10 protein-coding genes and 1 tRNA gene are annotated in these 13,022 nt (G+C 75.2%); 4 read left to right on the forward strand and 7 right to left on the reverse strand.

The window, feature by feature from the left end:
- Positions 1–164: 164 nt before the first annotated feature.
- The 5 genes from QRT04_RS10715 to QRT04_RS10735 all read right to left on the reverse strand — a co-directional run bounded on the left by QRT04_RS10715 (position 165) and on the right by QRT04_RS10735 (position 7,055).
- Entirely contained in the window at positions 165–1,598 is a 1,434-nt protein-coding gene (locus QRT04_RS10715) for an outer membrane protein assembly factor BamB family protein (RefSeq protein ID WP_289455220.1), read from the reverse strand.
- A gap of 99 nt (positions 1,599–1,697) precedes the next feature.
- The gene (locus tag QRT04_RS10720) at positions 1,698–3,128 is read right to left on the reverse strand and encodes an outer membrane protein assembly factor BamB family protein (RefSeq protein ID WP_289455221.1); all 1,431 of its coding nucleotides are present in this window, start codon (positions 3,126–3,128) and stop codon (positions 1,698–1,700) included.
- Positions 3,129–3,223: 95 nt separating this feature from the next.
- Complete coding sequence (locus tag QRT04_RS10725) at positions 3,224–4,840, reverse strand: outer membrane protein assembly factor BamB family protein (RefSeq protein ID WP_289455222.1); 1,617 nt, start codon at positions 4,838–4,840, stop codon at positions 3,224–3,226.
- Positions 4,841–4,849: 9 nt separating this feature from the next.
- Complete coding sequence (gene otsB, locus QRT04_RS10730; protein WP_289455223.1) at positions 4,850–5,626, reverse strand: trehalose-phosphatase; 777 nt, start codon at positions 5,624–5,626, stop codon at positions 4,850–4,852.
- A complete protein-coding gene (locus QRT04_RS10735; RefSeq protein ID WP_289455224.1) occupies positions 5,619–7,055 on the reverse strand; it encodes an alpha,alpha-trehalose-phosphate synthase (UDP-forming) in 1,437 nt (478 codons plus the stop codon). The genes otsB and QRT04_RS10735 overlap by 8 nt, the downstream gene beginning before the upstream one ends.
- A gap of 101 nt (positions 7,056–7,156) precedes the next feature.
- On the opposite strand from QRT04_RS10735, the gene QRT04_RS10740 reads away from it, so the two are divergent.
- From QRT04_RS10740 to QRT04_RS10755, 4 genes are all read left to right on the forward strand, one after another.
- Positions 7,157–8,983 carry a serine/threonine-protein kinase gene (locus QRT04_RS10740; protein ID WP_289455225.1) on the forward strand — a complete coding sequence of 609 codons (1,827 nt, stop codon included), beginning with the start codon at positions 7,157–7,159 and terminating at the stop codon, positions 8,981–8,983.
- 104 nt (positions 8,984–9,087) lie between these two features.
- Positions 9,088–9,612: a hypothetical protein gene (locus tag QRT04_RS10745; protein WP_289455226.1), complete on the forward strand. Its 525-nt coding sequence runs from the start codon at positions 9,088–9,090 to the stop codon at positions 9,610–9,612.
- A gap of 76 nt (positions 9,613–9,688) precedes the next feature.
- The gene (locus QRT04_RS10750) at positions 9,689–10,612 is read left to right on the forward strand and encodes a DsbA family protein (RefSeq protein WP_289455227.1); all 924 of its coding nucleotides are present in this window, start codon (positions 9,689–9,691) and stop codon (positions 10,610–10,612) included.
- Positions 10,613–10,741: 129 nt separating this feature from the next.
- Positions 10,742–10,818 (forward strand) — tRNA-Thr (locus tag QRT04_RS10755).
- A 59-nt stretch (positions 10,819–10,877) separates the two neighbouring features.
- Here the strand turns inward: QRT04_RS10755 and QRT04_RS10760 are convergent.
- Positions 10,878–11,576: a GntR family transcriptional regulator gene (locus tag QRT04_RS10760; RefSeq protein WP_289455228.1), complete on the reverse strand. Its 699-nt coding sequence runs from the start codon at positions 11,574–11,576 to the stop codon at positions 10,878–10,880.
- Positions 11,577–11,634: 58 nt separating this feature from the next.
- Positions 11,635–12,978: a glycosyltransferase gene (locus QRT04_RS10765; RefSeq protein WP_289455229.1), complete on the reverse strand. Its 1,344-nt coding sequence runs from the start codon at positions 12,976–12,978 to the stop codon at positions 11,635–11,637.
- Positions 12,979–13,022: the final 44 nt, after the last annotated feature.

Below are 13,022 nucleotides of genomic sequence, written 5' to 3' on the forward strand. Positions count from 1 at the left end.
GGACGATCCGTTGTGGAGGGTGTCAGTGCTTGTTGTCCACTCTGACACGGAACGAGGCCGGCACGCGGCCGCCCTCGGTCCGCGTTCATGATCGCACACCGCCGGGCGTGGTCGGACCGGGACCGTGGTCCCCGTCACACGGACGGGCGCGCGTCCGGACCGCGTCAGCCGACGACCGTCCGCCCGCCGTCGTCGGCCCCGGCGAGCACCAGGACGCCGTTCCAGGCCGTGAGGAAGCGGCCCGTCGCGAGATCGTCGGCGAGCGGCAGACCCGTGGTGGACCACGTGGGCCCGGGCGTCCCGTCCGCGAGCGCGAACGTGCGCAGCGCGCCGCGGGACTGGACGTAGAGCACGTGGCCGTCCGTGTACACGCTGTCGGACGCGAAGCCCGACGGTTGGGACCACACCGTCCGGCCCGTGCGGGCGTCGAGCGCGAGCACGGTGGTCGCCGTCTCGGTGTACAGCACGCCGTCGAGCAGGACCTGCGCCGGTGCGGCCGCGGCTTCGCGCCAGAGCTGCCGGCCGCGCCGCACGTCGTACGCGGCCACGCCGCCCGACGTCGAGGTGACGAACGCGAGATCGGGCACCGAGCCGTCGTCGACCGCCAGGTAGAGCTCCTGGCCGGGAGGGACACCCGGCGTCGCGAGCGACGACTCCTGCGTGTACGCGCTCTGGTCGGCCGTCGGCCGCAGGTCGTTCCTGACGACCAGGCCCGCGCGGGCGAGCGACCACGAGGACATCCCGTCGCTCTCCATCCGCTGCGTGACGGCACCGGACGCGTCGAGCAGCGCGCCGTGGCCGTCGGCGCTGAGCAGCACGTGCTCGGCGTCGGCCTGGAGCGTCCAGCCGGGGGAGATCCCGTCCGCGCGCGGCGCCGGCACCGTCCAGTCGAGCGTGCGCGTCCACGCCACGGTGCCGTCGAGCCCGCGCGCCGTCACGGTCCACGTGCGGGTGCCGCCGTGCTTCGTCGGCTCGGCGGTGAGCACCCGGTCACCGCCGAGCGCCCACACCTGCACGTCCTGACGCCAGGCGTCTCGCGTCTTGCCGGTGCGGGGGTCCAGGACGCGCACCTCGGTGGGCGTCCCGCCGTCGGCGAGGTAGTCGAGCGAGATCGGGCTGACGAGGCAGACGACGCGGGGGTCCGCACCGCGCGGAGCCGTCGCGGCGCGGCACTCCACGCCCGCCTCCTGCGCGTCGTCCGGCGCCGCCGCGTCGGGGGCGGGGACGCGCACCTGCCACGCGGCGTCACCCGTCGCGGGGTCGAGGCGCTCGATCCGCGCGCCGTCGTCCCGCGGGCCGAAGAGGACGATCGCACCGTCCACCTGGACGCCACCCGAGGACTCGGCCGCCGGCAGCACCCAGAGGGACTCGGGATCGCGGGTCAGCGCCTGGATCACGCCCGGGACGCGCTCGAACCGGCTGAGGTACGCGCGGTGGCGGTCGTCGACCACGTGCTGGCCGGCGGCGAGGCTCACGGCCACGAGCCCGGCCGCGAGCGCCCACGGCCAGCGCCGCCGCCCGGAGCGGCGGGCGGCCGGCTGCTGCTCGGGCCGCGCGTCGTCCTCGTCGAGCTCGACGGCCCGCAGGTTCGGCCCCATGACCGCGCACCCTACGGGCAGGGTGCGCGCGCCGTCCCGGAGCTCGCGCGAGCTCGGCGCGCCGCGCGAGCGGGTCGAGCTGCCGCCCCGTCGGAACTGTCAGCCGACGACCGTGGAGCTGCTGTCCGTCGGGGAGTGCAGCGTGACGACGCCGTCCTGCGCGCCGAGGTACAGCACGAGGTCGGCGAAGTCGCTCGCGACGCCCTCGGCGACCGAGCCGAGCCCCGTCAGCGACAGCCGCTGACGCCTCGCACCGTCGTCGAGCGCGAACGTCTCGATGGCGTCCGTCGACGGCGTGTACAGGACGCGTCCGTCGGTGAACATGGCGCCGGTGCTGCCGCCTGGCACCGGTGAGCGCCAGAGCACGCGGCCTGTCCGGGCGTCGAGCGCCACGACGTCCGCCGCGTCCTGCGCGTAGAGGCGCCCGTCGAGCAGGACGCCGGGCAACCACACCTGGGAGAAGGTCCACAGCCGACGACCCGACGCGCCGTCGATGCCCGCGAGCCCCTCGGGTGTCAGCGCGAGGACGACGTCGCCTGCCGAGCCGTCGTCCACGCCGAGCGGGAACGGCTGGGTCGCCGGGGGCACGCCGGGCGCCTCCAGGCGCTCGGTCGACGTCCCGTTGTCCCGCCCGGTGAACGACGTCCGGACCAGCGCACCGGCACGGGCGAGAGACCACCCGGTGGCGCCGTCGCCGTCGACCGTCCGCAGCACGTGGCCGTCCGCCCCGAGCACCGCCGCGTGCCCGTCGGCGCTCAGCAGCACGTGGTCCGCGTCGCCGTCGACGCTCGCAGCCGGGCCGCCGCCGGCGGGGAGCGGGTGCGGCCGCCACGCGTCGAGCGTGCGCGACCATGCGCGCGAGCCGTCGGCACGGCTCGCCGTGACGGTCCACGTGTGCGCGTCGTCGCCCTTCTCCGACGCGGTCACGATGCGGTCACCCGCGACTCCCCATAGCTGGAGGCGCATGCTCCACCGCGCCACGACGCTCCCGTCCGTGCCGTCGAGCACGACGACGTCGCGGTCCTCGGGCCGGTCGAGCTCGACGGCGGGGTCCTGGGGCGACAGCACGCACGCCAGCCGTCCGACGCGGCCCTCGCCGCCGGCCAGCGGCCGGCACTCCAGTCCGGGCGACGCGGCCGCGTCGGACGGATCGGGCAGCGGCAGTCGGGTCGTCCAGTCCGCTCGGCCGGTCGCGCGTGCGTGCCCCTCGACCACGCCCTCGCCGTCGACCCGTACGGTCACGATCCGCCCCGCGGCTTCGCCCGGCACCTGCCCGTCGGTGGGCAGGTCCCACAGCCTGGCGGGCGTGCGCTGCAGCGGGAGCACGACGCCCGGCACGTCGTCGAACCGCTCGAGGTGGGCCGTGCGGCGCGCGTCGACCACGTGCTGCGCCACGGCGAGGGCGCCGACCAGAGCGAGCGCGGACCCGAACCACGGCCAGCGGCGGCGGTGCGCGTCAGTCGCGGCCGGTGGCCGCTCGGGCGGCGCGCCGTCCTCCTCGAGCTCGACGGCCTGGAGGTTCGGGCCCATGACCGCGCACACTACGGCCGCGCGCCGTGCGTGCTGGACTCCGCGCGAACCCTGCTGGTGCGTCAGCCGACGACGGTCGTGGTCCGCTGGTCGCATCAGCCCAGGAAGACGATGCTCCCGTCGTCGTTCCACCCGACGACCTCGCGGAACCGCCCGTCGACCTCGAGCTGCTGCACCGTCCACGCGGGGTTGCCGGGCCCCGCCACCTCCGAGCCGAGCCGCTTCGTCCACAGCCGCTGACCCGACGCGAGCGAGAGCGCGGTGAGGCCCGCGACGGGCGCCGGGACGAGCAGCGCGTTCCCGTCGGTGCCGATCTGCTGCACGGAGTAGTCGGTGTCGACGCGCCACAGCTCGCGTCCCGTGCGCGCGTCCAGAGCGACCACGCCGTCCGTCTGCCCGAGGTAGAGCCGGCCGTCGAGCAGGAGGCCGGCCTGGATCGGCCCTTCGTGGTGCCAGCGGGCCGCGCCGGTCGTGACGAGCCGGCCCGTGACACCCGACAGGCCCGTGTCGCCCGCGGTCGTCGTGAACGCGATGCCGGGCGCGGAGCCGTCGTCGGTGGTCAGGTACGCGCTGCCGTCGGTGGTCGGGACGCTGGTGCCGTCGCGCAGCACGATCGAGCCGGTGCGCGCGCCCGACGGGGCGCCGTACTCGCTCGTGATCAGCAGTCCGCCGCGCAGGTTGTCGACGTACGAGTACTGCGGCAGCTCGAGCGAGCGGCCGAGCGTGCCGGTGCTCGACAGCTCCCACACGTGGCGGTCGCTCGTCACGAGGATCCCGCCGCTGGGCGTCGTGCCGAGGCCCGGCGTCTCCAGCACGTCGTCGGGCGAGCCGCCGGGCCGGCCGTACGGCGAGGTGATCCGGACCGCGGGGGTGGTGAAGGTCCAGCGCTGCGTCCCCGCGACGAGGTCGCTCGCGACGATCCGCCACGAGCGGGTGCTGCCGGACCCCGCGACCGCCGTCGCGACGACCAGGTTCGGGCCCGCCGTCGTGAACGACGAGGTGCCCGCGACGGTCCGGCGCGCCAGCACCGCGCCGGTCTTCGGGTCGATGACCCACAGGGACGTCGGCGGCCGCTGCGTCTCGGTCTGCGCCTGCTGGGTCGCCGTGCAGAGCGCGACCTGCCCCGTGCCGTGGGGCGCGGCGGAGCAGGACGTGAACAGCTGCTGCACCTCGTCGGCGGGGCCGGGCAGGCGGTCGGGCCGGGGCACCGGCGTGCGCCACAGCTCGCCGCCCGTGCGCCGGTCGAACGCGACGACGGCGAGCGGCTCGTCCGGCGCGCCCTCGACGACCGCGAGCAGGCGGTCGCCCAGCTCGGTGCCCGCCTGCAGCGCGGTGCCCAGCGACGCGTCGCCGCGCCACCGCGCGGACAGCTGCGGGTCGACGGGTGCCAGCACGCCCGGCAGCACCGCCAGCCGGGCGAGCCGCGCGCGCTGGTGGGCGTCGACGACACCCTGCGTGGCGACGAGCGCGCCGACCGCGATCACGGCCGACGGCACGAGCCAGCGCCAGTGGCGGCGCAGCCAGGCTCGCGCGCGGTCGCCGGGCTCCGTCGGCGCGGACGCCCCGGGGGGCCCGGGCGGCCCGGGCGGCCCGGTGTCGGGTCCGGGTGAGGGGTCCGACCCCGCGGCGGCGTCCTGCCGGCGCCGACCTCGGGGCACGCTGCGGGCGTCGTCGTCCTCGACGAGCTCGACCAGCTGCGTGCGCGCGGCCACGCGACAACGCTACGCCGCGGGTCGGTGATCCGATCCGGTCAGGCGGCGCAGCGCCGCGACGAGCGCCTCCGGGTCGTCCACCCGGTAGGGCGCGCGGGTGTCCCCGCGGCCGACCTTGACGGCGACGTCGTCCGGACCGAGCGCCTCAAACGCGCGCTCGTCCGTCACGTCGTCGCCCGCGTAGACGACCACCGCGGCGCCGAGCTCGTCGCGCAGCGCGTCGATCGCCTCGCCCTTCGAGGCGTGCAGCACGGAGATCTCGACGACGTCGTGGCCGTGCAGCACCCCGGCGCCGAGCCGTTCGCCGAGCCGGAGCGCCTCGTCCTCGGCCGCGGTCGCGTCGCGGTCCTGCGCGAGGCGCGTGTGCACCACGACCGCCGTCGGCTTCGACTCGACCCAGACGCCGTCGCGGCCGCGCGCGATCTCGGCCGCCGCGGCCCCGAGCTCCGCGAGCCGGTCGGCCTGCTCGTCGGTCAGTCGCACGACGTCGCGGTCGAGCCCGAACGTCGTCACGCGCGCCCGCTCCGCGCCGTGCGAGCCGACCAGGTAGGTGCCCGCCGGCATGTGCGCGAGCGCGTGCAGGTCGTTCATCGCGCGGCCGCTGACGAGCGCGACTGCGACGCCGTCGCCGGCCAGCGCCGCCAGCACGTCGTGCGCGCCGTCGACCATCCGCGAGGTCGACGGGTCGTCCACGAGCGGAGCGAGCGTGCCGTCGAAGTCGAGCGCGACGAGCAGCGGCCGGACGCGCGAGATCCGGTCGAGCGTGCTCGCGAGGTCGTCAGTCATCGCCGTCCCCCCGGCTGGTCGGGCCCTGGCCCGGCCCCGCCGCGAGCGCGGCGAGGAAGTCCTGCGACCACGCCGTGACGTCGTGGCCGAGCACGCGGCGGCGCAGCCGGCGCATGCGCTTGCGCTGCTCGCGCGGGTCCATCTGCACGGCCGCGTGGATCGAGTCCTTCATGCCGTCGATGTCGTGCGGGTTGACCAGCACGGCCCCGGCGAGCTCGTCGGCGGCGCCGGTGAACTCCGACAGGACGAGCACGCCGCGGTCGTCGGACCGCGCCGCGACGTACTCCTTCGCCACGAGGTTCATGCCGTCGCGCAGCGCGGTCACCAGCATGACGTCGGCCGCGAGGTACAGCGCCGCCATCTCCTCCATCGGGAACGACTGGTGCAGGTACTGCACGGGCGCGCGCCCCACCTGGCCGTAGTCGCCGTTGATGCGGCCGACCAGCACCTCCACGTCGTCGCGCAGCTGCTGGTACGCGCCCACGTTCTCCCGGCTCGGGCTCGCGACCTGCACCAGCACCGCGTCCTCGGCCGAGAGCCGGCCGTCCTCGAGCAGCTCGCCGTACGCCTTCAGCCGGTGCCGGATGCCCTTCGTGTAGTCCAGGCGGTCCACGCCGAGCAGCAGGTGCTTCGGGTCGCCGAGCTCGGCGCGGATCTCGCGGGCGCGGGCCTGCACGGCGTCGGTGCGGGCGAGCTCGTCGAACGCGTGCGAGTCGATCGAGATGGGGAAGGCAGCGGCGCGGACGGTCCGGTTCTCGCTCGTGACGGTGACGAGCTGGCCGCGCGTCGGCAGGTCGGTGAGCCGGCGCACGACGCGGACGAAGTTCTGCGCGTCGCCCGCCCGCTGGAACCCGACCAGGTCCGCCCCGAGCAGCCCGTCGACGACCTGGCGGCGGCGCGGGAGCTGCGCGAACAGCTCGAGCGGCGGGAACGGGATGTGGTGGAAGTAGCCGATGCGCAGGTCCGGCCGCAGGTCGCGGAGCAGCCGAGGCACGAGTTGCAGCTGGTAGTCGTGCACCCACACGGTCGCGCCCTGCGCCGCCTGGTCGGCCGCCTTCTGCGCGAACCGCTGGTTGACGCGGCGGTACGCGTCCCACCAGTGCCGGTGGAACGTCGGGGCGGCGATCGTGTCGTGGTACAGCGGCCACAGCGTGTCGTTCGAGAAGCCCTCGTAGTACCGCTCGACGTCGTCGGCCGTCAGCGACACGGGGACGAGCTGTGTGCCGTCGACCTCGAACGGCTCGAGCTCCTGGTCGGGCGCGCCGCCCCAGCCGACCCACGCGCCGTGCGCCTTCGCCATGACGGGACCGAGCGCCGTGACGAGCCCGCCCGGCGCGCGGGTCCAGTCCGGCTCGCCGTCCTCGCCGACCGTGACATCGACGGGCAGGCGGTTGGCGACGACGACGAACTCGTGACCGGCAGGCGGCAAGACGATCAGCTCCTCGGGGGTTCTGCTTCGACCCTAGCCGCGGCCCAGGCGCGCTGCGCGGCTTCCGTCGCACGTCACAGCGCTGCCGCTAGCGTCAGGGCATGGAGCGGATCGGCTTGGCTCCGGGGTCTGAGATCGGCGGGTACACGATCGTCAGCCCCCTGGGCTCGGGGGGCATGGGCGCGGTGTACCGCGCGGTCGACGGCGGTGGGGACGCGGTGGCGCTGAAGCTGCTGCACCCGGGCATCGGCTCGGACGCGGCGGCGCGCGAGCGCCTGCGACGCGAGGTGGCGGCGCTGCAGAAGCTGCGGCACCCGGCCGTCGCGGCCGTGCTCGACGCCGAGGCGGACTCGACGGAGGCGTTCATCGTCACGGAGCTCGTCGACGGCGACACGCTCGAGCAGCACGTGCGGGCGCGCGGCGCGCTCGGCGCGGACGACCTGCTGGCGCTCGCGGCGGGCCTGCGCGGCGCGCTCGCGGCCGTGCACGCGGCGGGGGTCGTGCACCGCGACCTCAAGCCCTCGAACGTGCTGCTGACGGACCACGGGCCGGTGCTCATCGACTTCGGGATCGCGCAGGCCGCCGGGGACTCGTCGCTGACGTCGACGGGCCTCGTCATCGGGACGCCTGGCTACCTCGCACCCGAGCTGATCGACGGCGGCGAGCCGTCCGCCGCGACCGACGACTGGGGCTGGGCCGCGGTGCTGGCGTTCGCCGCGACGGGACGCCCGCCGTTCGGTGCACGGCCGCTCGAGGTGGTGCTGGCGCGTGCCAGGTCCGGCGAGGTGGACCTCGACGGCCTGGGGTCGGTGACGAGCGCCGCGCTGCGCGGTGCCCTCGCCGCGGACCCGGCGGAGCGGACCGCACCCGACGACGTGGTGGCGGCTCTGACCGTCGTGGCGGCCGAGGGGGAGACGTACGACGAGCCGCGCGCGGTCGACGAGCCCGACGAGGACGGCGGCGAGCCGGCGGAGGACGCGGCGACCGTGGTGCGGCCGGCGCCGAGCAACGGCCGGGCGAAGGGGGCGGCGGCAGCCGGCGGCGCGGCGACCGTCGCGGTGGTCGCGGGCGACCCGGCCGTCACGACGGCACTCCCGAACGACGGCTACACGCGCGCTCTCGCCGCCGACCCCCCGGACGCCGCCGAGGAGCCGGCGCCGCGCTACCTGCCGCCCAACGACAAGCCGGAGTGGCCCGGCGACGACCCCTCGTTCGCGGAGAACGACCCGGCGCTCGCCCCCGAGGGCGTCGACTGGCTGCGCGAGGACCTCGACGCCTCGAGCGTCGACGGCCCCGACGGCTCGGGCTACGTCCGTCCGCCGGCGCGCCGGCGCTGGGGGACGCTGCTGGCATGCGCGGCGCTCGTCGGCACCGCGGGTGCGCTCTACCCGGGCATCACGCTGCTCGTGGTGGGCGTGCTGCTCGTGGTCGTCCGCGCGGCGGGCTCGACCGTCGAGGCGATGCACCAGCGGCGCGAGCGCCTGGGCGTGCGGCGCCGCGACCGTGCCCGCGCGGTCGCCACGAGCCCGTGGCACCTGCTGCGCGCGATCGTCGGCCTCGTGCCGTCGCTGCTCGTGGGCGCGAGCGTGATGGTGATCCTCGTCGGCGTCACGTGGTGGCTGGTCGGCGAGGGCCACTGGACCATCGAAGGCTCTCCCGCGGGCTCCGCGCCGACCGGCACGACGGCCGCCTACCTGGTGGGTGGCGCGGTGCTGGTCGGCGTCGCCGTCGTGTGGTGGGGGCCGCTGTCCGCGATGACGCGCACCGGTGCGCGGCGCGTGCTCGCCGTCGTCGCACCGCCGAGGCTCGGGGCGTTCATCGCGATCGTCGTGCTGCTCGGTGCGGCGGTGCTGCTGTGGGCGCAGATCCGGTCGGGCGCCGACATCCACTGGGCGCCGTTGCCGACGCCGACGGTCCCTGGGTCCTGACGCGGCCGGGCCGAGCCCGGGCGCGACCGCCGCGCGGCCGCCGGCACGGGGGCCGGGACCGCCGGGTACCGACGCGCACAGCCGCGAGCCCTACTCTGTGCGGCATGACTGCGCACCGCGGCACGGCCGGCGCCGTCGCACGCGCGCGCGTCGCCGTGGACGGTGCGGGCCGACGCGCCCTGGCGGTCGCGCTCGCGGTCGCCGCGGTCGTCGCGGGTCCGCTCCTCGCGGCCCAGGACCGGCTCCTGCTCGGCTCGTGCACGACCCCCGGGCATGTCGGGCCGCTCGCGATGCGGCTCGCGCTCCTGCAGGCCTCGCCTGACTGCCCCGCGGGAACCGTCGGCCTGGGCCCGGCGGGTCGCGGCGCGGTGGTGCTGGCGAGCGTCGCGCTGCCCGTGCTGCTGGCGCACCTCGCGCTGGTCGTGATCGGCGGCTCGCTGGCCGCGCTCCTCGCGCGGCTCGCGCGTGGGATCCGAGGCGTGCTGCGCGCGCGCCTCGTCCCGCCGGTGGGCCGGGTGCGTCTGGTGCCGGTGCGCGCGGCGGGTCCTGTCGTCGGCCGGCGGCGGGTCTCGCACGGGCGGGCAGCGTTCGACGCGCTGCCCACGCGCGGGCCGCCGGTGTCGGCGTAGCACCCAGCCGCACCCCGCGACGCGCGTCGACCCCGTCGACCCGTCGCCCCCCGACCCCGCAGACCAGGAGAGACCTGTGCCCACCAACGAGCCCAAGCCCACCAAGGCGCAGCGTCGCGACGACGCACGTGCCAAGGCCGTCGCCATGCGCAAGGAGCAGGAGCGCAAGGCGAAGCGCAACCGCATCATCGCGATCACCGTGCTCGTCGTCGCTGTCGTCGCGCTCGGCTTCACCGGCTACTGGATCTCGCAGCAGAACCAGCAGAACACGGCGTCCGGCAGCAACGTCGTCTACGGCGGCGACAGCAGCGACGTCGTCGCGCCGAAGCTCGCCGACGTCACCGTGCCGTCGACGGCGAACGACCAGGGCGGCGTCTACGTCAGCAAGGCCGGCGTCGGCCACACGACCGACGGCGACGTGGTCGTGCGCATCTACTTCGACCTGCAGTGCCCGTACTGCCAGCACTTCGACGCCGCGAACTCCGCGGAGCTCGACAAGCTCGCGGCCGAGGACGGCGTGACGATCGAGTACCGCCCGATCTCGTTCCTCGACGGCAACTCGCTCGGCACGAACTACTCGACGCGCGCCGCGAACGCCGTCGCGATCGTCGCCGACAAGAACCCGGAGAACTTCACGAAGTTCATCACCGCGCTGTACGACAACCAGCCGGCCGAGGGCACCAAGGGCCTGACCGACGACAAGATCGCCGAGATCGCCCAGGGCGTCGGCGTCCCGTCGTCCGTGACGGACACGTTCACGCACACCGTCAAGGGCACGTACGAGACCGGCTCGTCGGGCTCGACGACCAAGCACGACGGCGAGTGGCGCACGTTCGCGCCGTGGATCTCGGCGGCCACCGTGCAGGCGAACACCGACATGGGCGGCAAGCTCGGCACGCCGACCATCCTGATCGACGGCAAGAAGTGGGAGGGCGACCTGTACACGGCCGGCCCGCTCACCGACGCCGTCAACCAGGCGGTCGCCGCCAAGAAGGGCTGATCTCGCCGAACGCGACGACGGCCGGGGCGCCCCGGGAGACCGGGCGCTCCGGCCGTCGTTCGTCCGCCCGTCGGCCCCTCCCGGCGCCGTCAGATCGGCGGGTCGGCCGCCGGTAGGCTGACCGGCACCGCCTCCTTAGCTCAGCTGGCCAGAGCAGCTGTCTTGTAAACAGCAGGTCGTCGGTTCGAATCCGACAGGGGGCTCCAGGAGTTCGTGCGTCGTCGGGCGCCCGTCCGCACGGCGGTTCTGCGAGCGTGCCGGCGCTCTACGGCCGGCGGTCGTCCAGCTCGGTCTGCATGCGCGCCAGCTCCGCGACGTCCAGGATCGTGTGCTCGAAGTGGACGCGCACGGTGACCTGCAGGAGCTCGGGCTGGCGCGAGCGGGCGGCGGCCGCGACACCGCCCGCGCGTTCGGCCATCGTCAGGCGCGGGATCTGGAGCCCGAACGCCTTGTACGCGCGCTGGGTGTGCAGCTGCAGCCCGCGAGCCGTGTCCCGCAGGACGCGGTTGCCGCACCGTTCCATCAGGAGCTCGGGGACGCCGACTGCGAGGATCGGGTGGGGCACGGGGTCGGGCGACGCGAACTCGCGGTAGATCTGCTCGTCGATGTCCGAGAGCCACGCGAGGTCGTCGACGGTCAGGTGAGGGCACGCGAGGCCGGCGGCGATGCCGAGCAGGGCTGCGTACGGCACGGCGATCTCGGTCAGCTCGGCGGGGTCGAACGGGGCGACCCGGTAGGAGCGGTTGGCCTCGAAGCGCACGAGGCCGGTCTCGGTCAGCCGGCGCAGCGCCTCGCGAACCGGGGTGCGGGAGACGTGCAGGCGATCGGCGAGCGCGGCCTCCTGGAGCTGGACGCCGGGGCTGATGACGCCGTCCACGATCTCGCGCTCGAGCTGCTGGTACACCCGCTCGGCGCGGACGGTGTGTGCGGCGCCTCGCTCGGGTTCGGCGTCGGGCGTCAGCATGGTCGCCTCCGCTGGTCGGGACTGGTCCGAGCCTAGGGGCAGGTCCCTCGCCGACCCGTCAGGCCGTGACCTCGATGGTCTTCCGGGTCCCCCACGACACGTTGCCGACGGTGGCCATGGCGTACCAGCGCAGCACCCGGAGGACGGTCAGGGACCACAGGCCGACGAGCGGGGCCACGGCGACCACGACGAGCCGCTGCGCGGTGGTCTGATCGCTGCGCCGTAGCGACAGGTAGGGGGCAGCGACCAGTAGCTGGGCAGCCCCGACGATCACGACGCACGTCACGATCGCGGACGGCCGCAGCAGCGCACCGGACGCGATCACGACGGCGAGCGCCGCGGTGACGGCGGCGTACTGCATCCAGCGCACGAGGTGGATCCAGAACGAGAACCGGCTCAGCGGCAGGCGGGCGAAGCGGGTCCGCGATCGCATGAAGGAGCCGCGCATCCACCGCAGCTGCTGGCGCCGGTGGCCGTCGAACGTCGTGGGCATGTGCGAGAACGCGAACGCGCTGGTCTGGTGCACCGTGCGACCCCGCTGCTGGGCGTACAGGGTGAGCAGGCTGTCGTCGGAGGTGTGCACGGGGCGCCCGAAGAGCGTCTCTCCGAGGTAGTCCTCGACGTTGTCCCACAGGACCGCAGCGCGGTAGACGGCGAGCGGCCCGGAGTTCACCAGGACGGAGCCCATCCGCGACAGCGCCGCGCGGTCGACGAACTGCATCGACACGAACCAGACCTCCTGCATCCGAGTGAGCAGGTTCGTGCGGTAGTTGGTGACGAGGATGGTGCCGGCCACCGACTGCACCTGCGGGTCCGCCAGAGGCTGGAGCACCTCCTCGATCGCGCGGGCGTCGAGCTGGGTGTCGGAGTCGATGGTCAGGTAGAGCTCGGCGTCCGGGAAGGCGCGGGCAGCGCTGACCTGGGCGTGGCGCTTGCCGCCGTTGGCGGTGCGCTGCCACGACACCTGGACGCCGGCCGCGCGCGCGTGGGCGAGGAACCGGTCACGCACGCCCGCGTACTCACCGGTCGTCGACCCGTCGTCGACGACCGAGACCGCCGCCGGCAGGTGCGTCTGGCGCAGCAGCGACCGCAGGCTGGCCTCGAGGATGGCGTCGTCCTCGTTGTACGCCGGCACGAGCACGACGACCTTCGCTCGGGCGAGCTCGGCGGCGGCCGCCGGCGTCGCGCGGTACGGGCGATCGACGGCCGCGGAGACGAGCTGCCAGACCAGCAGGCCGATGCCACCGAGATACGCCCAGAGGACCGGGTGACCACCGGCGACCGCAGCCACGAGCCGGAACGTCGCCCACGCGACCGCGATCCCCGCCCCGGCCATCAGCACCCATCCCGTGCTGCCTGGCCGACGACGAGCGCTCAGTGGCTCAGGGACTGGACGGGACATGACGGCCTCCTGGGGCGGGGATCGACGGGTGCGGGCGGGGTGCT

The organism is Cellulomonas alba (assembly GCF_030362835.1).
In the GTDB taxonomy this organism is placed as follows: domain Bacteria; phylum Actinomycetota; class Actinomycetes; order Actinomycetales; family Cellulomonadaceae; genus Cellulomonas; species Cellulomonas alba.